The sequence below is a fragment of the Streptomyces sp. NPDC002138 genome, from assembly GCF_040296485.1.
Classification (GTDB): Bacteria; Actinomycetota; Actinomycetes; order Streptomycetales; family Streptomycetaceae; genus Streptomyces.
Window position 1 is genome coordinate 35,995 of sequence record NZ_JBEOXE010000023.1, and the last position, 17,124, is coordinate 53,118.

A 17,124-nucleotide genomic window follows, 5' to 3' on the forward strand; every position below is an offset into this window, starting at 1 on the left:
AGGGGGCGCCCCGAAGGACGCCCCCTGATCCACGACCCGGCGGACCGGGTCAGTCGACCTCGGCCACCGCCTGCGCGAACTGGGCGGCGTACAGGCGCGCGTACGCACCCTCCGCCGCCAGCAGCTCCTCGTGCGTGCCCTGTTCCACGATCGAGCCGTCCTCCATGACCAGGATCACGTCCGCGTCGCGGATCGTGGACAGCCGGTGCGCGATCACGAAGGACGTACGGCCGGCCGCCAGCCGGGCCATCGCCTTCTGGATCAGCACCTCCGTGCGGGTGTCGACGGAGCTGGTCGCCTCGTCCAGCACCAGGATCACGGGATCCGACAGGAACGCCCGGGCGATCGTGATCAGCTGCTTCTCGCCCGCGCTGACGCCCGCGCCCTCGTCGTCCAGCACGGTGTCGTAGCCGTCCGGCAGCGTGCGGATGAACCGGTCCGCGTGCGCCGCGCGCGCCGCCTCCTCGATCTCCTCGCGCGTCACCGTGCGCGCCGAGGACGCGCCGTACGCGATGTTCTCCGCGATGGTGCCGCCGAACAGCCAGGTGTCCTGGAGCACCATGCCGATGCCGGAGCGCAGTTGCTCGCGGCTCATCTTCGCTATGTCCACGCCGTCGAGGGCGATCCGGCCGCCCGTGACCTCGTAGAACCGCATCAGCAGGTTGACCAGGGTGGTCTTGCCCGCGCCCGTCGGGCCGACGATCGCGACCGTGTGGCCGGGCTCGACGGACAGCGACAGGTTCTCGATCAGCGGCTTGTCCGGCTCGTAGCGGAAGGACACCTTCTCCAGCGAGACCGCGCCGCGGACCTCCTCCGGAAGGTCCTGGACCAGCTCGTCGGCCTCCTGCTCCTCGGCGTCGAGCAGCTCGTAGACCCGCTCCGCCGAAGCCACGCCCGACTGCACCAGGTTCGCCATCGACGCGAGCTGCGTCAGCGGCATCGAGAACTGGCGCGAGTACTGGATGAAGGCCTGCACGTCACCGATCGACAGGGTGCCCGAGGCGACCCGGAGCCCGCCGACGACCGCGACCAGCACGTAGTTGATGTTCGACATGAAGAACATCACCGGCTGCATGATCCCGCTGACGAACTGCGCCTTGAACGAGGCCCGGTACAGCGCCTCGTTCTGCTCGGCGAAGAGGGCCGCGGACTCCTGCTGCCGCCCGAAGACCTTGACCAGCGTGTGCCCCGAGTACATCTCCTCGATGTGCGCGTTGAGCGTGCCGGTGACCTTCCACTGCGCCACGAACTGCGGCTGCGACTTCTTGCCGATCCGCGCGGCGACGAAGATCGCCATCGGTACCGTGACCAGCGCGACCAGCGCCAGCAGCGGCGAGATCCAGAACATCATCGCCAGTACGCCGATGATCGTCAGCAGCGAGTTCAGCAGCTGCCCCATCGTCTGCTGGAGCGTCTGTCCGATGTTGTCGATGTCGTTGGTGGCCCGGCTGAGCACCTCGCCGCGCTTCTGCCGGTCGAAGTACGACAGCGGCAGCCGCGAGAGCTTGTCCTGCAGCTCCTCGCGCAGCCGGTACAGCGTCCCGTTCATCACGGTGTTCGCCAGCCGGGTCGCCACCAGCATCAGCAGACCGGCCGCCGTGAACGTGGCCAGCGCCCAGAGCGCGACCACGCCGACGCCGCCGAAGTCGATGCCCCGGCCCGGCGTGAAGTCGGTTCCGGACAGCATGTCGGCCATGCCGTTCTCGCCCTTGGCGCGCAGCCCGTCCAGGGCCTGCGCCTTGGTGATCCCCTCCGGCATCTGCCGGCCCACGATCCCCGCGAAGACCAGGTCGGTCGCCTTGCCGAGGATCTTCGGACCGACCACCGAGCAGGCGACGCTGCCGACGACCGCGACGATCATGCCCCAGAGCGGGGCCCGGTCCTTCGTCAGCTGCGCCAGCAGCCGCCTGCCGGAATTCTTGAAGTCCAGGGACCGCGTCGTCGGCGGTCCCATCATCATCCGTCCACCGGGCCCGCTCATGCGGCCTCCGCCTCCGTCAGCTGGGAGAGCACGATCTCCCGGTAGGTCTCATTGCCGGCCATCAGTTCGTGGTGGCGTCCCTCGCCCACCACCTGGCCCTCGTCCAGCACGATGATCCGGTCCGCGTCGCGGATCGTGGACACCCGCTGGGCGACGATGACCACGGTCGCGTCCTCGGTCTCGCGGGCGAGCGCCGCGCGCAGCGCCGCGTCCGTCGCGTAGTCCAGGGCCGAGAAGGAGTCGTCGAAAAGGTAGATCTCGGGGCGCTGCACCAGCGTGCGGGCGATCGCCAGCCGCTGGCGCTGCCCGCCGGAGACGTTCGTACCGCCCTGGGCGATGGGAGCCTCCAGGCCGCCCTCCAGCTCGGACACGAACCCCTTGGCCTGGGCCACTTCCAGGGCCTGCCACAGCTCCTCGTCGGTCGCGTCGGGACGTCCGTACCGCAGGTTGGAGGCGACGGTTCCGGAGAAGAGGTACGGCTTCTGCGGCACCATGCCGACCGTCTTGGCCAGCAGCGCCGGATCGAGGCGCCGTACGTCCTCGCCGTCGACCAGCACCTGGCCGCCCGTCGCGTCGAACAGGCGCGGTACGAGCCCCAGCAGCGTGGACTTGCCGCTGCCCGTCGACCCGATCACCGCGGTCGTCTCGCCGGGCCGCGCCACCAGGTCCACCCCGCGCAGCACGGACGCCTCGGCGCCGGGGTAGCGGAAGTCGGCCCCGCGCAGCTCCAGCTGCCCGTGCCGGGCCAGCTCGCGCACCGGGTCGGTGGGCGGCGTCACGCTGGTCTCGGTGTCCAGGACCTCCTGGACGCGCTCGGCGCACACCTCGGCCCGCGGCACCATCATGAACATGAAGGTGGCCATCATCACGGACATGACGATCTGCATCAGGTAGGCGAGGAAGGCGGTCAGCTGACCGATCTCCATGCCGCCGCTGTCGATGCGCATCGCGCCGAACCAGATCACGGCGACGCTGGAGATGTTCACGACGAGGATGACCGTCGGGAACATCAGGGCCAGCAGCCTGCCGGAGGCCAGGGAGACCGCGGTCAGGTCGGTGTTGGCCTGCCGGAAGCGGCCCTTCTCGTACTCGTCGCGGACGAAGGCACGGATCACGCGGTTGCCGGTGATCTGCTCGCGCAGCACCCGGTTCACCGTGTCCAGCCGCGTCTGCATGAGACGGAAGAGCGGACGGGTCCGCCAGACGATCGCGCCGACCGCGACGCCGAGCACCGGCACCACCGCCGCCAGCACGCCCGACAGCTTCACGTCGAGGGACAGGGCCATCGCGATGCCGCCGACGCACATGATCGGCGCCGAAACCATCAGGGTGAAGGACATCAGGACCAGCATCTGGATCTGCTGGACGTCATTGGTCGTCCGGGTGATCAGCGACGGCGCGCCGAAGTGGCCCAGCTCCCGGGCGGAGAAGCTCTGGACCCGGTCGAACACCCCGGCGCGGATGTCACGGCCGACCGCGGCCGCGGTCCGGGCGCCGAAGTAGACGGCGCCGACGTTGCACACCAGCTGCACCAGCGACACGCCGAGCATCAGCGCGCCGAAGGACAGGATGTAGCCGGTGTCACCGTTGACGACACCGTTGTCGATGATGTCCGCGTTGAGCGTGGGCAGGTACAGGCTGGCGCTGGTCTGCAGCAGTTGCAGCAGCACCAGCAAGGCGATGGGTTTCCGGTACGGACCCAGATGGGTCCGCAAAAGTCGTATGAGCACGCGCAGGCTCCGGTCGGCAAGATCGAGGGGGTTCACCCCATCTTCGGCCAACCGGGGGCTTGATCCCCACCGCTTTTCGCAAAGCCGGGTCAAAAGGAGTACGCCGCGCGTGGCCTGGGCCGTCTCTCCGGAAGAGACGGCCTAGGCCTGGAACGCCCCCGGGTGGATCTGCTCGCGCGTCGCGACGTACTGCTGGCGCACCGCCTGCCACACCGCGTGGTCCTCACCCGCTTCGAAGACCTGCCCCGCGGGGGCGGGCCACACCGGCGGGGTGTGCGGGGCCAGCGTGCCCTGCGCCACGCCCAGCGCCCACGCCGCCTGACGCGCCGCGCCCAGCGCCGCGTAGTCCGCGGGCTGCGGTACGACGACCTGCGTACCGAACAGTCCCGGCGCGGCCGCCTGCACCGCCGGCAGCTCGGCCGCCGCGCCCAGCAGGAAGACCCGGCGGATCTCCACGCCGCGCGTGCGCAGCACGTCGAGCGCGTCGGCCAGCCCGCACAGCATGCCCTCGAAGGACGCCCGCGCCAGGTGCTCCGGCTTCATCGAGTCGCGCCGCAGCCCCGACAGGGTCCCGGCGGCGTGCGGCAGGTTCGGGGTCCGCTCGCCCTCCAGGTACGGCAGGAGTACGAGCCCGTGCGCGCCCGGCGTCGACTTCAGGGCCAGGTCGGACAGCCCCGCCAGGTCGGTGCCCAGCAGTTCGGCGGTGCCGCGCAGGGCCCGTACCGCGTTGGAGGTGTTCACGACCGGCAGGTGCATCCCGGCGGCGTCGGCCAGCGAGGTGATCAGGCCGTTCGGCTCCGACAGCGCCTCGTGGTGCACGGCCATCACGGAACCGGACGCGCCCAGCGAGACCACCGCGTCGCCGGGGGCGAGCCCGAGGCCCAGGGCCGCGGCCATGGTCTCCCCGGTACCGGCGGATATCAGCAGGCCCTCGGGGGTCGTCCCCGCGGCGTCGGCCGGACCGAGCACCTCCGGCAGCATCGCCCGGTGGCCGAGCGCCAGCTCGACGAGATCGGGGCGGTAGGAACCCGTGGCCGCCGACCACCAGCCGGTGCCGGAGGCGCCGCCGCGGTCGGTGGTGCGCCGGGCCGGGCGGCCCAGTAGCTGCCAGACAAGCCAGTCGTGCGGGGACATCAGGACCGCCACGCGCCGCGCCGCCTCGGGCTCGTGGCGCGCCAGCCAGGCCAGCTTGGCGACGGGCTGCGCGGACTGCGGGACGGACCCGACGGCCTCCGCCCAGGCCTGACGCCCGCCGTGGCCGTCGACGCCGAGCGCCTCGATGAGTTCGGCGGCGGCGACTTGGCCGCGCTTGTCGTTGCCGACCAGGGCCGGACGGACGAGCGCCCCCTGGGTGTCCAGCGCGAGCAGCCCGTGCTGCTGCGCGGAGACCCCGATGGCCTGCACGCCCTCGAGCAGCCCGCCGCCCGCGGCCTCGCCGAGCGAGAGCAGCCAGGCCTGGGGGTCGGTCTCGTGGGTCTTCACGCCGCCGGGTTCGCCGCCGCCGTGCTGTGGATGGGGTGCGTACCCCTGGCGCAGCACGGCGCCCGTATCGGTGTCGCAGACGACGATGCGAGTGAAGGTGGAAGAGCTGTCCAGCCCGGCGACTATCCCCATGGAGTGAATTCTGCCGCACTGCCGGGGCGTCCCGTCCGGCGCGGTCCGGTACGTCACCGTCCGGTTCGCCGCCGCCGGGCCCGGGGCGGCCGCGACCGGCGCGCCCGCCCCGCTCGTGGCCCCAGGTGTTGCCTCAGGTGTTGCTGGTGCCCCAGTCGTCGTCCGCGCCGGAGCCTCGGCCGCGCAGCCCCCGCACCCGGCCGACCAGTCCGTCCGGCACCGCGTCCCCGACCTTGTCGCTCACCGCGGCGAACGCCTTGCCCGCGAGCTGCCGTCCGCTCTGCCCCGCGGTCTCGGCCGCGTTGCGCACGACGGGGTTCTGGGCGAGCTCCCGCGCCGACTTCCTGAGCTGCTCGTAGCGCTCGCGCCCCGCGTGGGTGCCGAGCACGTACCCGAGGGCCAGTCCCACGACGAACGTGACCTTGTACCGCATGCCTGCCGCCCTTCGAAGTGTCGGTGCCCGGCCCGCCCGGCCCACTGCCGATACCGATTGGCGGAGCACCCCCCTGCTTGCGCTAATCTATGTCTCGCAACGAACGAGCGCCCCTCGGCACCGCCGATGGTCGGCTGTTTGGCGCACGCAGCAATCCCCTGTAGCTCAATTGGCAGAGCAGCCGACTGTTAATCGGCAGGTTACTGGTTCGAGTCCAGTCGGGGGAGCGCGATCCCCTGTAGCTCAATTGGCAGAGCAGCCGACTGTTAATCGGCAGGTTACTGGTTCGAGTCCAGTCGGGGGAGCGACCAGAAGAGGACCCGGTGGGTCCTCTTCTTTTTTGTCCCGTTCGGGAACCGGGCAGCACGAGGCGCGGTCTCTCTGAGCAGGCGATGCCGATCATGCGAAGCATCCGAGGCAGGAGATCGTATGAGCGGCTATGCTGCGGCAGACGGCGCGTACAAATGTGCGCGACGCGCCGTGAGGGGCGGTAGCTCAGCCGGTTAGAGCAGCGGACTCATAATCCGTCGGCCGTGGGTTCGAGTCCCACCCGCCCCACCACGCACCAGGTGTGCAGAAACGATCTGACCAGTATCTCTGCTGGCGGTGTGAGCCACTTCGGTGATCCTGACGGCCCTTCGGGGCCGTCTTTCGTGTCTCAAGGGACGCTCAGGGGACGCTCGGGGGACCCGGCGGCGGCGGGGTGGGGACGGTGTGTCGGCCAGGGACGCGAGACGCCCTTCGCGTGCCCGGCCGGGAAGCCGCTCAACGGCATGTCGCGGGTGCTCGCCGATGTGCTGTTGATCACGCAGCGGACCGGCCGCTGCGGCTGGAGTGCCACCCCCAGTCGTGGGACGCGGAATGATGACCGCGGTGCTCGCGCCCCACAGTTGCCGGCAAGCCTTTTCTGCACGTCTCGAAGGCGCGCTTCAGCCTCTTCCGGCTCGGCGAGTATTTCAGCGTGAGCCTCGCCCCGGGTGTCAGTCAATCGTCAATGGAGCCGTGGCCGCGTGGGTCTGTTCCCTCGGCGGCTGAGGTGGCTGACAGGTACCGCACCGACGCCGGCGCCGCCCGCGTGACCTCCCCACCGGCGCCTGGTGCCTGGCCCCACGGGCACACAGCGCAGCTGGTCAGGCGTGCTGAACCGCCTCGTGCCGGCGAGAGTCTCGCCTGCGTACGGGGTCATCGCCAAGGTGGTCGGCGCACCAGCGGGCGTGGCACGGTGAAGTACCGCCGGAATGCCGGTTCGCGTCCCGAGCGGACGCGCTGAAAGGCGAATCACGCCGACGGGGAGTGAATAGGCCCGCAACTGGGGGCAAGGCATTTCTGTTTGACGTGCTGCGCGTATGCCCTGGCGCGAGCCGCAGGTGAAGAATTGTGTTCACCTGCGGCTTGGTCGGGAGGATCAGAAGTCCTCCGTCTCGTCCGCGAGGAGACGCAGTACGTCGTCCAGGTTCCCGCGGCGGGCGAAGGCCGCGCGCTGGCGCTGGGCGCCCGAGCCGTCGCGCAGGAGGCCGGCCAGGGCCTTGGCCGCGTGGTCGAGGTCGCCCGCCGCCGCGAGTTCCGGGGCGATCAGGTCGAGCAGGGCCTCCGCCAGGTCCGCCGCCGGGACCTCCGCCCCGGTGAAGGGGTCCAGCCCGAAGCCCTCCAGCCCGTCGTGGGCCGCCCGCCAGCGCGCGAGGCGCAGTACGTCCTCCCGTACGACCGGGTCGGGGCGGTGCTCGGCCAGCTCGCGCAGGGCGGTGGCCACCAGGGCGCGGGCCAGCTCGGCCTGGAGCACGGCGCCGTCGATGTCCGGGGACATGTCGGGGGCCCGGATCTCGAGCGTCGGCCAGTTGCCGGAGGGGCGGAGGTCCCAGTAGACCATCTTGGTGTCGAGGGCCGCCCCGGAGCCGAGCAGGGCCTCGACCGAGCGCCGGTAGTGCGCGGTGGAGGTGAAGTGCGGGGGCAGCCCGGCCGAGGGCCAGGTGGACCAGGCCATCGCGCGCCAGCTGGCGTGCCCGGTGTCGCGGCCGTCCCAGAACGGCGAGTTGGCGGCCAGCGCGATCAGCGTGGGCAGCCAGGGCCGGACCCGGTTGGCCACCGCCACCGCGGTGTCCATGTCGAGGGTGCCGACGTGGATGTGCCGGCCGCAGCTGACCAGGGTCTGGGTGAGCGAGCCGAAGCGGCGGGCCTGTTCGCGCTGGCGCGGCTCGTCGTCGCTCAGGTGCAGCGGTCCGGGCACCGTCACGACGGGCGACGGGCTGGCGAGGAGCCGGCAGCCGTGCGCGCGGGCGGCCTTGGCGAGGGCGCGCCGCAGCGCGGTGAGGTCCTCGCGCAGCCGGGCGGCCGAGTCGGCGACCGGGGTGGAGATCTCCACCTGGTAGCGGGTGCCCTCGGCGTGGATCTGGGTCGGATCGCCGGACGCCGTGGCCAGGACCTGCGGAGCGGCCGGGACCAGCCGGAAGGTGCGGGCGTCGACGAGGAGGAACTCCTCCTCGACACCGATGGTGAGGGGGACCGTCCCGGCGCGTCCCAGGACCCCGGGACCACGGACGGTGTTGCTCGTTGTGCTCTTGCCAGGTTCGATCACTGCGCCTCCCTGGACATTCGAGTCGTTTCATCATGAGCTGAACGACAGGGGGTGAGCGCACGTCGATTCGGTCAAATGTCCGGTGATAGTGGCGAGTTAGCAGTCGGACGGGTCGCGCCGCGGGGGTCCGGAGTCAAGCGGTGAGGGTGGGGAGGGAGGGGCGCCGGGCGGGAAATCCGATCGAAGGCGACCGGGGCGGACGGTTAGCATCCGATGTGACTCGTACGCCCCCACGGACCCGGTCCGCAGACACGGCCCCCGCCGGCCCCGGCGGCTCCGGCGGCCCCGCCGACGGCCCGCCCGGAGCCCCCAGACGGCGCATATTCGCCGATCTCACCCCTTTGCGGACCTCCGCCGACTACCGGCGGCTGTGGACCGGGAACACCATCTCCTGGATGGGCCAGGCGATGACCGCCCTGGCGATCTCGCTCCAGGTCTACGACATCACCCGCTCCAGTTTCCACGTCGGCCTCGTCGGGCTCTTCTCCCTGGTCCCGCTCGTCGTCTTCGGCCTGTACGGCGGCGCCATCGCGGACACCGTCGACCGGCGCAAGCTCGGCCTCTACAGCTCCTCGGCCGCCGCCGTCCTCTCGGCCGCCCTGGCCGGCGCCGCGCTGCTCGATTTCCACCGGGTCTGGTTCCTCTACCTCGTGGTCGCCCTCCAGGCGGTCTGCGGCGCGCTCAACTCGCCCGCGCGCTCCGCCATGATCCCCAAGCTGCTGCCCGCGGAGCAGCTGCCCGCCGCCAACGCCCTCACCTCGCTGACCACCACCTTCGGCTTCACCGCGGGGCCGATGCTCGGCGGCCTGATCGTCGGCTGGTGGGGCTACCAGGCGGCGTACCTGATCGACGCCGTCGCCTTCTCCGCCGCGCTCTACGCGATGTGGCGGCTGCCCTCCATGCGCCCCGAGCGGACCGACGACGGCCGCGGGCGGGCCTCCGTACTGGACGGGCTGCGCTTCCTCGGCACCCGTCCCAACGTCCGGATGACCTTCTTCTCCGACCTGGCCGCGATGGTGCTGGCCCAGCCCAAGGCGCTCTTCCCGGCCATCGCCCTGCTCTGGTACGGCGGCGACGCCAAGACCGTCGGCCTGCTGGTCGCCGCGCCCGCCGTCGGTTCGCTGCTCGGCGGTCTCTTCTCCGGCTGGCAGGGCCGGATCCGGCGGCACGGACTGGCCATCCTGCTCTCCGTGGCCGCCTGGGGCCTGGCCATCGCCGTCTTCGGGCTGACCCGGAACCTGTGGCTGGGCCTGCTCTTCCTCGCCCTCGCGGGCTGGGCGGACACCATCTCGATGGTGTTCCGTACGACGATGCTCCAGGCCGCCACCCCCGACGACATGCGCGGCCGCCTCCAGGGCGTCTTCATCGTGGTCGTCGCGGGCGGCCCCCGGCTCGGCGACTTCCTGACCGGCTCCGTCGCCCAGCTCACCTCGCCGGGGATCGCGATCACCGGCGGCGGGCTCGCGTGCGTGCTCGTACTCGTCCTGCTGGGCCTGCGCTGGCGCGGTTTCGCCCGCTACGACGCCCGGTCACCGCAGGCCTGACCGGGCGCGTGGACCTCAGGCGTCCACCGGTTCGCGGGTGCGGTCGCCGCCCGCGCTGCCGGTGTTGGCCGTACCGGTCGGTTCGAAGAGCAGGATCGAGACCTCCTCCTCGGCCACCGGGCAGTGCTCGGTCCCGCGCGGTACGACGAACAGCTCGCCGGGCCGGAGCGTCACCGCGCTCTCGCCCGAGCCCGAGCCCGAGCCCGAGCCCGAGGCCGCACCCCGCGCGTCCCGCAACCGGATCGTCAGGGTGCCCTCGACCACCAGGAACAGCTCGTCCGTGTCCTCGTGGGTGTGCCAGACGAACGAGCCGAGCAGCTTGGCGACCCGGACGTCGTAGTCGTTGACCCGGGCGATCCGCCGCGGTGCCCAGTGTTCGTCGAAACCGGCGAGCTTCGCCGCGATGTCGACCGATCCCTCTGTTCCGCCCTGTGTCGTCATGCGGGCAGACTGCCCGGGCCGGACGGGGGGCGTCTTGTACGTTCCTGACGTGAGCGTCTCCGCCTGGCATCCGCCGGTCCCCGGCATATCCGAGGTGTTCCACGCCCGGTTCACCGATCACGCCTACCCCGCCCATGTCCACGACACCTGGACGCTGATGGTCCTCGACGGCGGCCGGGTCGACTTCGCGCTGGAGCGCGAGCGGCACGGTGTCGGGGTGTCCCGGTCGGTGATCCTGCTGCCGCCCGGGGTCGCGCACGACGGGCGGACCGTCACCGAGGCGGGCTTCCGCAAGCGGGTGCTCTACCTCGACACCACCGTCCTCGCCCCCGGGCTGACCGGGGCCGCCGTCGGCACCCCGCTGCTGCACGACGGGGTGCTGCGCGAGCGGGTGCACGGGCTGCACCAGGTGCTGGGGGAAGCCGCGTCGGCGCGTGAGGGGCCCACGGCCGAGCGGCTGGAGGCGGAGTCGCGGCTCGCCTTCATCGGCGAGCGGCTGCGGGAGCGGCTGACCGGGCGGGAGCCGGCGGCGTACGCACCCCCGGGCGCGGAGGTCGCCGTACGGCTGCGCGAACTCCTCGACGCCCGCCTGGTCGAGGGGATCACCCTGGCGGAGGCCACGGCGGCGCTGGGGCACCTCCACCCCACGCACCTGATCCGTGCCTTCCGGCAGGCGTACGGGCTGCCCCCGCACGCCTATCTGACCGGGCGGCGGATCGAGGCTGCGCGGCGGCTGCTGCTGGCGGGGACGCCGGCCGCCGAGGTGGCCACGGCCGTGGGCTTTCACGACCAGGCCCATCTGACCCGGCACTTCGGGCGGCACGTGGGGATCACCCCGGCGCGGTTCGCGCGGTCGGGGCGCGGGCGCTGAGCCCGCCGCCCCGAGCGCCCCGACCCCCGCGGGTCAGGCGAGCCAGAGCGCGGCGCGGCGGTGGCGGGCCGGGAGGATGTCGGGCTCGGTGTCCGGGCCGGTGTCCGGGCCGGGGTGCGGGTCGGTGCCCGGCGCGATGTCCGGGTCGGCGGTCGGGTCGGCGTGCGGGCCGGGCGTTCGCGCCGTGCGGACCGCGGTGCGCGCGGCCGTACGCAGCCGGGCGCGGGCGCGGCGTTCCTCCTGGGCCGCCGCGCGGGCCACCGAGGAGTCGCGCAGCAGCCGCGGCAGGTGGCGGACCACGACCCGGCGGCGCACCGGCCGCGGCCGGACGCGACGGCCCGCCCGCTCCGCCTCGGCGCGCAGCCGCGCGCTGAACCGCAGGTCGTGGAGGGTGATGGTGAGCGGGCCGCCCTTCCAGGGGGCCGCTGCGCCGGATCGTATGTGGTGTGCGGTACGTGACATGGGGGCTCCTGGGTCAGCGCCGCCGGGCTGGTCCCGGCGGTACCTACCGGAAGCCGTGCGGGCCGTGCCCCCGGGGCGTCACGTCCGCGGGGTGACGATGCCGCGCGCCACCCCCAGGTCCACCAGGTCCTGTGGGCGCAGGCGCAGCTGGTCCGCGGTGGCCGGTGCCTGGTCGGCGGGCCGCTTGAGGATGGCCGCGGCCAGCTCCGGCGCGATGACGGAGAAGTAACTGTCGGGGGTGACCCAGGTGTTGCCGGGCGCTGCCAGGGCCAGCGCGCCGCCCGAGCCGCCCTCGCCGATCAGCAGGGTGGTCACCGGGACGGTGGCCGCCGCCAGCGCGGCGAAAGTGTCCGCGATGGCCGCGCCCGCGCCCGCGTGCTCGGCCGCCGCGTCGTTGGCGGCGCCCGGGGTGTCGATCAGGGTCAGCACGGGCACCCCGAGCCGGTCCGCGAGGCGGATGACACGGGCCGCCGTGCGGTACCCGGCGGGGCGGGTGGCGGTGCCGCACTGGGCGGCGTACGCGACCGCCCGGCCCGCGCGCAGGCCGACGCCGCACAGCATCCCCGGGTCGGTGCCGCCCGCCCGGTCCCCGGAGAGGGGCAGGCGCAGGTCGAAGTACGCGTCCAAGTAGGCCTCGGCGCGCGGCCGCTCCGGATGGCGGGCCTGGCGCACGGCCTCCCACCCGCTCGCCGGAGGCGGTACGTCCGCCAGCGCGGCGGGGGGATCGGCGGGCCCGGCGTGCGGGGAGCCCAGCAGGCGCAGCCAGTCGCCGACGGCTTGGGCGAGGTCCCCGGCCGGGACGACGGCGTCCACGTGCCCGGCGGCGTACTGGCCCTCGGCGGTGTAGGCCGCCGGATCCGCGTCGGCCGGGCGCACGCGGGACCCGGCGAAACCGACCTGCGCGCCGGGCAGCGCCAGCACGATGTCCGCGCCCGCGCCGAGGGTGGCCCAGCCGCCGCCGGTGGTCGGGTCGCGCAGCACCGCGATCTGCGGGAGGCCGGCGGCCCGGTTGAGAACGGACTGGCGGGCCACGCGCTGGAGTTGGGTGAGGGCCAGCATGCCTTCCTGCATGCGGGAGCCGCCGGTGGCGATCAGGGAGAGGAGGGGGAGGCGGTGGGTCCGGGCGTGCGTGTAGGCGGCCTCGAGGCGGTCGCCGGTGCGTTCGCCGAGGGAGCCGCCGAGGAAGCCGAACTCGAAGGAGATCAGGGCGGTTTCGCGGCCCCCGACGCGGGCCGTGCCGGTGACGACCGACTCCCGCTCGCCGGTGCGGGTGGCCGCGCGGGCGCGGGAGTCGTCGTAGCCGTCCCAGCCGAGCGGGCCGTCCGGGCGGGACTCCCGCTCGGGGACGGGGAGTTCGCAGAAACTCCCGGGGTCGGCGACGGAGGCGATGGCGGCGCGGGCCGAGAGGCGGGTCGTCACGGCGCCAGCGTACCGGGCGGTCGGCGGGGTCGCGGGGGTCAGGGGAGGGGCAGGGCGATCTTGACGGCGTAGACGGCGATCAGGCCGTACCCGAGCCGGAAGGTCCAGGCCCGGGCGGTCTCGGTGATCCGGCTCCCGGCGAAGGAGCCGGCGGCGGCCAGCAGTTGCTGCCAGAGGAGGGAGGCGAGGAGCACACCCACGACGAAGGCGGCCCCGGCGGGGCCGGTGCCGATGCGGGAGCCCTGGGCGGTGGTCAGCGCGACGAAGTAGAGGGCGGTGGTGGGGTTCAGGGCGGTGAGCCCGACGTACCGGGTGAAGGCCCCGCGGGCCGTGCGGGGGGCGGGGAGCCGGGGGGTGACGGCCCCCGGCCCGGGCGCCGTGCCTGCCGTTCCGGGCCCGGTGGACCGGGGTGTCGGCCCCGCCGTCGACCCCGCCGAGGGCACCAGGGGTCGGGGCTCGGAGCGGTGGGGCCGGAGGCCGTGGGTGGCCAGGGTCAGGAGGATCGTGGCCGAGAGGAGGCGGACCCAGGGTTCCACCGGGGAGAGGGACCCGGCCACCCACGGGCCCAGGGCCGTGGCCAGGGCGGCGTAGGCGCAGTCGACCACCGCGATTCCCGCGGCCCCCGCCACGGCCGCGCGGCGTGAGCGCATCGCTTCCTGGAGCAGCAGCACGCTCATCGCGCCCATCGGCATGGCGACGCCCAGGCCGGCCGCGGCGCCGGACAGGGTGGGGGTGAGCAGGGTCATCGGGGTGGTCATGGGGCGAGGATGCGGCGGCGGGGGCGCATGGCGGCAGCGGATATCGGGGGTGGCTGCGAGAATCGCGGGATGGACCGCCTCGACAGGGAAATCCTCGGCATCCTGCAGCAGGATGCGCGGATCTCGTACCGCGACCTCGGCGTCCGCGTCGGGCTCAGCGCCAACGCGACCGCCGACCGGGTGCGCCGGATGCGCCGCGACGGGGTGATCCTCGGGTTCACCACCGTCGTGGACCCGGCCGCCGACACCCGCGGCGGGCTCGTCGTCCTCATCGACGTCACGCTGCGCCCCGACACCACCAACGAGGACTTCGAGCAGCAGGTCGTCCGGCTGCCCGGGATCACCGAGGTGGTGCACGTGACCGGCGCCCACGACTACGTCGTACGGGCCAGGGCGGCCGATCCGGCGGCCCTGGACACCCTGCTGCGCAGGCTCAAGCGCGAAGCCGGAGTGGCCCAGTCCAGCACCCGGATCGCACTGCGCGCCGCCACCCGGCCCTAGGTGTTCCGGCCCGTCACAGGGGTGACTGCCAGTCCACCTTGGTGCCGCGCGCGCCCGACTCCGTGCGGCCGTCGTCGGTCACCGTCAGGCGGACCCGGCCGGGCTCGGTGTCCGAGTCCCCCCGGACCTCCACCTCGACCTCGATCGAGCCGACGTCGCTGCGCCGGTGCGCCGCGGCCAGCGCCCCGCGCAGGGCGGCCAGCAGCGCGCCCGCCGCCTGGTCCGAGAGCAGCGCGTCCACCGCCCCCGTGAAGTGCACCGACGGCTGGAAGCCGAAGAGGACCGCCGCGCCGCCGGTCTCCCGCAGCACCCGCCCCCGGAAGGTGGTCGGCGCGTTGGTCGGCGGCTGCTGGAGGGCGAAGATGGCGGTCCGCACCTCCTGGATGGTCGAGTCCAGCTCGTCCACGGCGCGGCTCAGCTCCTCGCCCACCGTGTCCCCGGACGGCGCGGTGGAGGACCGGCGCCGCGTGCTCTCCAGCATCATCTCCGTCGCGAACAGCCGCTGGACCACCAGGTCGTGCAGGTCGCGCGCGATGCGGTCGCGGTCCTCGTAGACCGCCAGCTGCTCGCGGTCGTGCTGCGCGTCCGCCAGGACGAGCGCCAGCGCGGCCTGGGACGCGAACTGCGAGGCCAGCAGCCGGTCCACGGCGTCGTACGGCTTCCCGCCCCGGTCCCGCGGCAGCGCCAGCGTGCCGATCAGCTGGCCGCCGCTCTGCAGCGGGAGCATCATGCTCGGCCCGAACCGCACCCGGACGTGCGTGGTCATCCGGGGGTCGGTCGCCGAATCGTCTATGAAGACGGGCTCGCCGCCCAGCAGCTGTTCCAGCACGGCCGAGCCGGGCGCGATCGCCGTGCCGACCAGGTCCCCGGGTTCGCCCTCGGTGGAGGCGGCCACGATCTCCATGCCGCCCTCGGGGGTGGGCTGGAGCACCACGCCGGCCGCGGCGTCCGCGAGCAGCCGGGCCCGTTCGGCCACGCACATCAGCGCGTCGGCGGCGGGGCGGCCCGCGAGCAGGGTGGTGGTGACGGCGGCCGCGCCCTCGATCCAGCGCTCCCGGCGCCGGGCGGTCTCGTACAGCCGGGCGTTGCCGATCGCTATCCCCGCCTGCGCGGCCAGGACCCGCACGAGCGCGAGGTCCTCCTCCGTGAAGGGGCCGCCGTCGCGCTTCTCGGTGAGGTAGAGATTGCCGAAGACCTCGGTGTGCACCCGGATGGGGACGCCGAGGAAGGTGTGCATCGGCGGGTGACCGGCCGGGAAACCGGCCGCGCGCGGATCCTTGGTGAGGTCGGTGATCAGCAGGGGGCGCGGATCGCTGATGAGCGTGCCGAGGAGGCCCGAGCGCCCGTCCGGCAGGCGCGGGATCGCGTCGCGCTCGGCCTCGGTCATCCCGGCCGTGAACAGCTCGGTCAGGCGCACGTGCTCGGGGTCGACGACCCCCAGCGCCGCGTAGCGCGCCGTGCACAGCTCGGCCGCCGAGTCGACGATGTGCTGGAGGGTGGCGTGCAGCTCCAGGTCGGAGCCGACGCTGAGCACGGCCTCCAGCAGCACCGGGAGCCCGGCGTCCGGCCGGGCCCGGGCGTCCGGCTGCGCGCGGGCATCCGGCCGGGCCCGGGCGGCGTGCTGCGCCCGGGCGGCCTCCGGGTCCGACGGCCCGCTGGTCGGGGTCATTCGGCCAAGGGGTTCAGAACCATGGGGGTGATCTTCCCTTCGAGCATCGCGCCGAGACCGAGGACGGCGCACACGTCCGGCCGTTCCGCGATCTGCACGGGCATTCCGGTGGCGTCGCGCAGCATCTGGTCCAGGCCGGGCAGCAGGGCGCTGCCACCCACCATCATGATCCCCCGGTCCGTCAGGTCCGCGACCAGGTCGGGCGGGCAGTCCCGGAGCACCTTGCCGATCCCGTCCAGCACGGCGGTCAGCGGGGTGTGGATGGCGTCGCGCACGGCCGCCGTGTCGACGTGCACGGACCGCGCCAGACCGGTCGCGACGTCACGGCCGTGGATCAGGGTGGAGGCGGGGCCTTCGGAGGTGATGCCGTTGCCGTGCAGGGCCAGCTGGAGCGGGCGTACGGCCTGGCTCGGCAGCATCAGCTCGTGGGCGTGGCGCAGGTGCTGGACGATGGCGTGGTCGATGGCCTCGCCGCCGACCGGGATGCGCTGGGCGGTGACGATCGAGCCGAGGGAGAGCACCGCGACCTGTGTGGCCGCGGCTCCGCACACCATGATCATCGTCGCGGTCGGCTGCTCCACGGGCAGGCCGCAGCCGACGGCCGCCGCGATCAGGGTGTCCACCAGCTCGACCCGCCGGGCGCCGAGCCCGACCAGGGTCTCCACGGTCGCCCGCTGGGCCAGCGGGTCCGCGTCGTGCGGGGTGCAGGCGGCGGCCCGCAGCCGGGGCTTGCGGCGCAGGGCGCGCCGGAGCTTCTCGCCGAGGAGGTGACGCAGCATCCGCTGGGCCATCTCGATGTCGACGACGGTGCCGCCGGAGACGGGGCGGACGACCCGGATGTAGTCCGGTGTGCGCCCGGTCATCCGTTCGGCGAAGGTGCCGACGGCGATGAGGGCGCCGGTCCGTGTGTTCACGGCGGCCACGCTGGGCTCGTCGACGACCAGGCCGGCGCCCTTGACGTAGACGCGGGTCCTGGCGGCCCCGAGGTCGACGGCGACGTGGCAACGGCGCAACTGCTCAAGACTGACGGTCACGGCAGGTCCTCCCGAGAGCGCGGGGGTGCGAAAAGACCGACGGATGACCGGCCCCAATCAGTATCTTCTGGGGTAATTCGGACATATTGCCCGTT

The 17,124-nt window shown here is 73.3% G+C and carries 14 protein-coding genes and 3 tRNA genes; 6 read left to right on the forward strand and 11 right to left on the reverse strand.

All coding sequences use genetic code 11. From position 1 onward, the window contains the following. Window positions 1–49: 49 nt before the first annotated feature. The 4 genes from ABT084_RS17155 to ABT084_RS17170 form a co-directional block, all read right to left on the reverse strand. Window positions 50–1,981, reverse strand: coding sequence for an ABC transporter ATP-binding protein (locus ABT084_RS17155; protein ID WP_351044056.1), 1,932 nt, complete (start codon window positions 1,979–1,981; stop codon window positions 50–52). After that, the gene (locus ABT084_RS17160; RefSeq protein ID WP_351044059.1) at window positions 1,978–3,711 is read right to left on the reverse strand and encodes an ABC transporter ATP-binding protein; all 1,734 of its coding nucleotides are present in this window, start codon (window positions 3,709–3,711) and stop codon (window positions 1,978–1,980) included. Before ABT084_RS17160 ends, ABT084_RS17155 begins: the two co-directional genes overlap by 4 nt. Before the next feature lie 141 nt (window positions 3,712–3,852). Further along, a complete protein-coding gene (locus ABT084_RS17165; protein ID WP_351044062.1) occupies window positions 3,853–5,325 on the reverse strand; it encodes an FGGY family carbohydrate kinase in 1,473 nt (490 codons plus the stop codon). A 133-nt stretch (window positions 5,326–5,458) separates the two neighbouring features. Next, a complete protein-coding gene (locus ABT084_RS17170) occupies window positions 5,459–5,758 on the reverse strand; it encodes a YtxH domain-containing protein (RefSeq protein WP_351044064.1) in 300 nt (99 codons plus the stop codon). Window positions 5,759–5,912: 154 nt separating this feature from the next. On the opposite strand from ABT084_RS17170, the gene ABT084_RS17175 reads away from it, so the two are divergent. The 3 genes from ABT084_RS17175 to ABT084_RS17185 all read left to right on the forward strand — a co-directional run bounded on the left by ABT084_RS17175 (window position 5,913) and on the right by ABT084_RS17185 (window position 6,319). Beyond that, window positions 5,913–5,985: transfer RNA gene (locus tag ABT084_RS17175), tRNA-Asn, on the forward strand. A 5-nt stretch (window positions 5,986–5,990) separates the two neighbouring features. Further along, window positions 5,991–6,063, forward strand: a tRNA-Asn gene (locus ABT084_RS17180). Window positions 6,064–6,242: 179 nt separating this feature from the next. Continuing rightward, a tRNA-Ile gene (locus ABT084_RS17185) sits at window positions 6,243–6,319 on the forward strand. Between the two features lie 844 nt (window positions 6,320–7,163). Here the strand turns inward: ABT084_RS17185 and ABT084_RS17190 are convergent. Continuing rightward, on the reverse strand, window positions 7,164–8,330 hold the full coding sequence (locus ABT084_RS17190; RefSeq protein ID WP_351044067.1) for a carboxylate-amine ligase: 1,167 nt from the start codon (window positions 8,328–8,330) through the stop codon (window positions 7,164–7,166). 320 nt (window positions 8,331–8,650) lie between these two features. Here ABT084_RS17190 and ABT084_RS17195 point away from each other — a divergent pair, with 320 nt between their 5' ends. Next, window positions 8,651–9,874 carry an MFS transporter gene (locus ABT084_RS17195; RefSeq protein WP_351044228.1) on the forward strand — a complete coding sequence of 408 codons (1,224 nt, stop codon included), beginning with the start codon at window positions 8,651–8,653 and terminating at the stop codon, window positions 9,872–9,874. A gap of 15 nt (window positions 9,875–9,889) precedes the next feature. Here the strand turns inward: ABT084_RS17195 and ABT084_RS17200 are convergent, their stop codons facing one another. Then, window positions 9,890–10,315, reverse strand: a complete 426-nt coding sequence (locus ABT084_RS17200) for a cupin domain-containing protein (RefSeq protein WP_351044069.1) — start codon at window positions 10,313–10,315, stop codon at window positions 9,890–9,892. Window positions 10,316–10,364: 49 nt separating this feature from the next. On the opposite strand from ABT084_RS17200, the gene ABT084_RS17205 reads away from it, so the two are divergent. Continuing rightward, window positions 10,365–11,186 carry a helix-turn-helix transcriptional regulator gene (locus ABT084_RS17205; protein ID WP_351044071.1) on the forward strand — a complete coding sequence of 274 codons (822 nt, stop codon included), beginning with the start codon at window positions 10,365–10,367 and terminating at the stop codon, window positions 11,184–11,186. A 33-nt stretch (window positions 11,187–11,219) separates the two neighbouring features. Here ABT084_RS17205 and ABT084_RS17210 read toward each other — a convergent pair whose 3' ends face one another. The 3 genes from ABT084_RS17210 to ABT084_RS17220 all read right to left on the reverse strand — a co-directional run bounded on the left by ABT084_RS17210 (window position 11,220) and on the right by ABT084_RS17220 (window position 13,825). Next, window positions 11,220–11,648 (reverse strand): hypothetical protein, encoded by a 429-nt coding sequence (locus ABT084_RS17210; protein ID WP_351044074.1) that lies wholly within the window; start codon window positions 11,646–11,648, stop codon window positions 11,220–11,222. 78 nt (window positions 11,649–11,726) lie between these two features. Then, a complete protein-coding gene (locus ABT084_RS17215) occupies window positions 11,727–13,067 on the reverse strand; it encodes a carboxyl transferase domain-containing protein (protein WP_351044076.1) in 1,341 nt (446 codons plus the stop codon). A 38-nt stretch (window positions 13,068–13,105) separates the two neighbouring features. Further along, window positions 13,106–13,825, reverse strand: a complete 720-nt coding sequence (locus ABT084_RS17220; protein WP_351044079.1) for a LysE family transporter — start codon at window positions 13,823–13,825, stop codon at window positions 13,106–13,108. Between the two features lie 69 nt (window positions 13,826–13,894). Here ABT084_RS17220 and ABT084_RS17225 point away from each other — a divergent pair, with 69 nt between their 5' ends. Continuing rightward, window positions 13,895–14,326 (forward strand): Lrp/AsnC family transcriptional regulator, encoded by a 432-nt coding sequence (locus tag ABT084_RS17225; RefSeq protein ID WP_351044082.1) that lies wholly within the window; start codon window positions 13,895–13,897, stop codon window positions 14,324–14,326. A gap of 13 nt (window positions 14,327–14,339) precedes the next feature. Here the strand turns inward: ABT084_RS17225 and ABT084_RS17230 are convergent, their stop codons facing one another. Both ABT084_RS17230 and ABT084_RS17235 read right to left on the reverse strand, forming a co-directional pair. Then, the gene (locus ABT084_RS17230) at window positions 14,340–15,995 is read right to left on the reverse strand and encodes a GAF domain-containing protein (protein ID WP_351044085.1); all 1,656 of its coding nucleotides are present in this window, start codon (window positions 15,993–15,995) and stop codon (window positions 14,340–14,342) included. Then, a complete protein-coding gene (locus ABT084_RS17235) occupies window positions 15,992–17,029 on the reverse strand; it encodes a rod shape-determining protein (protein WP_351044088.1) in 1,038 nt (345 codons plus the stop codon). The genes ABT084_RS17230 and ABT084_RS17235 overlap by 4 nt, the downstream gene beginning before the upstream one ends. Between the last annotated feature and the right edge of the window lie 95 nt (window positions 17,030–17,124).

Bases quoted from the DNA above. Each gene is read 5' to 3' on its own strand.
- ABT084_RS17155 (WP_351044056.1), bottom strand. From the start codon at position 1,981: ATGAGCGGGCCCGGTGGACGGATGATGATGGGACCGCCGACGACGCGG.
- ABT084_RS17165 (WP_351044062.1), bottom strand. From the start codon at position 5,325: ATGGGGATAGTCGCCGGGCTGGACAGCTCTTCCACCTTCACTCGCATC.
- ABT084_RS17170 (WP_351044064.1), bottom strand. From the start codon at position 5,758: ATGCGGTACAAGGTCACGTTCGTCGTGGGACTGGCCCTCGGGTACGTG.
- ABT084_RS17200 (WP_351044069.1), bottom strand. From the start codon at position 10,315: ATGACGACACAGGGCGGAACAGAGGGATCGGTCGACATCGCGGCGAAG.
- ABT084_RS17210 (WP_351044074.1), bottom strand. From the start codon at position 11,648: ATGTCACGTACCGCACACCACATACGATCCGGCGCAGCGGCCCCCTGG.
- ABT084_RS17220 (WP_351044079.1), bottom strand. From the start codon at position 13,825: ATGACCACCCCGATGACCCTGCTCACCCCCACCCTGTCCGGCGCCGCG.
- ABT084_RS17225 (WP_351044082.1), top strand. From the start codon at position 13,895: ATGGACCGCCTCGACAGGGAAATCCTCGGCATCCTGCAGCAGGATGCG.
- ABT084_RS17230 (WP_351044085.1), bottom strand. From the start codon at position 15,995: ATGACCCCGACCAGCGGGCCGTCGGACCCGGAGGCCGCCCGGGCGCAG.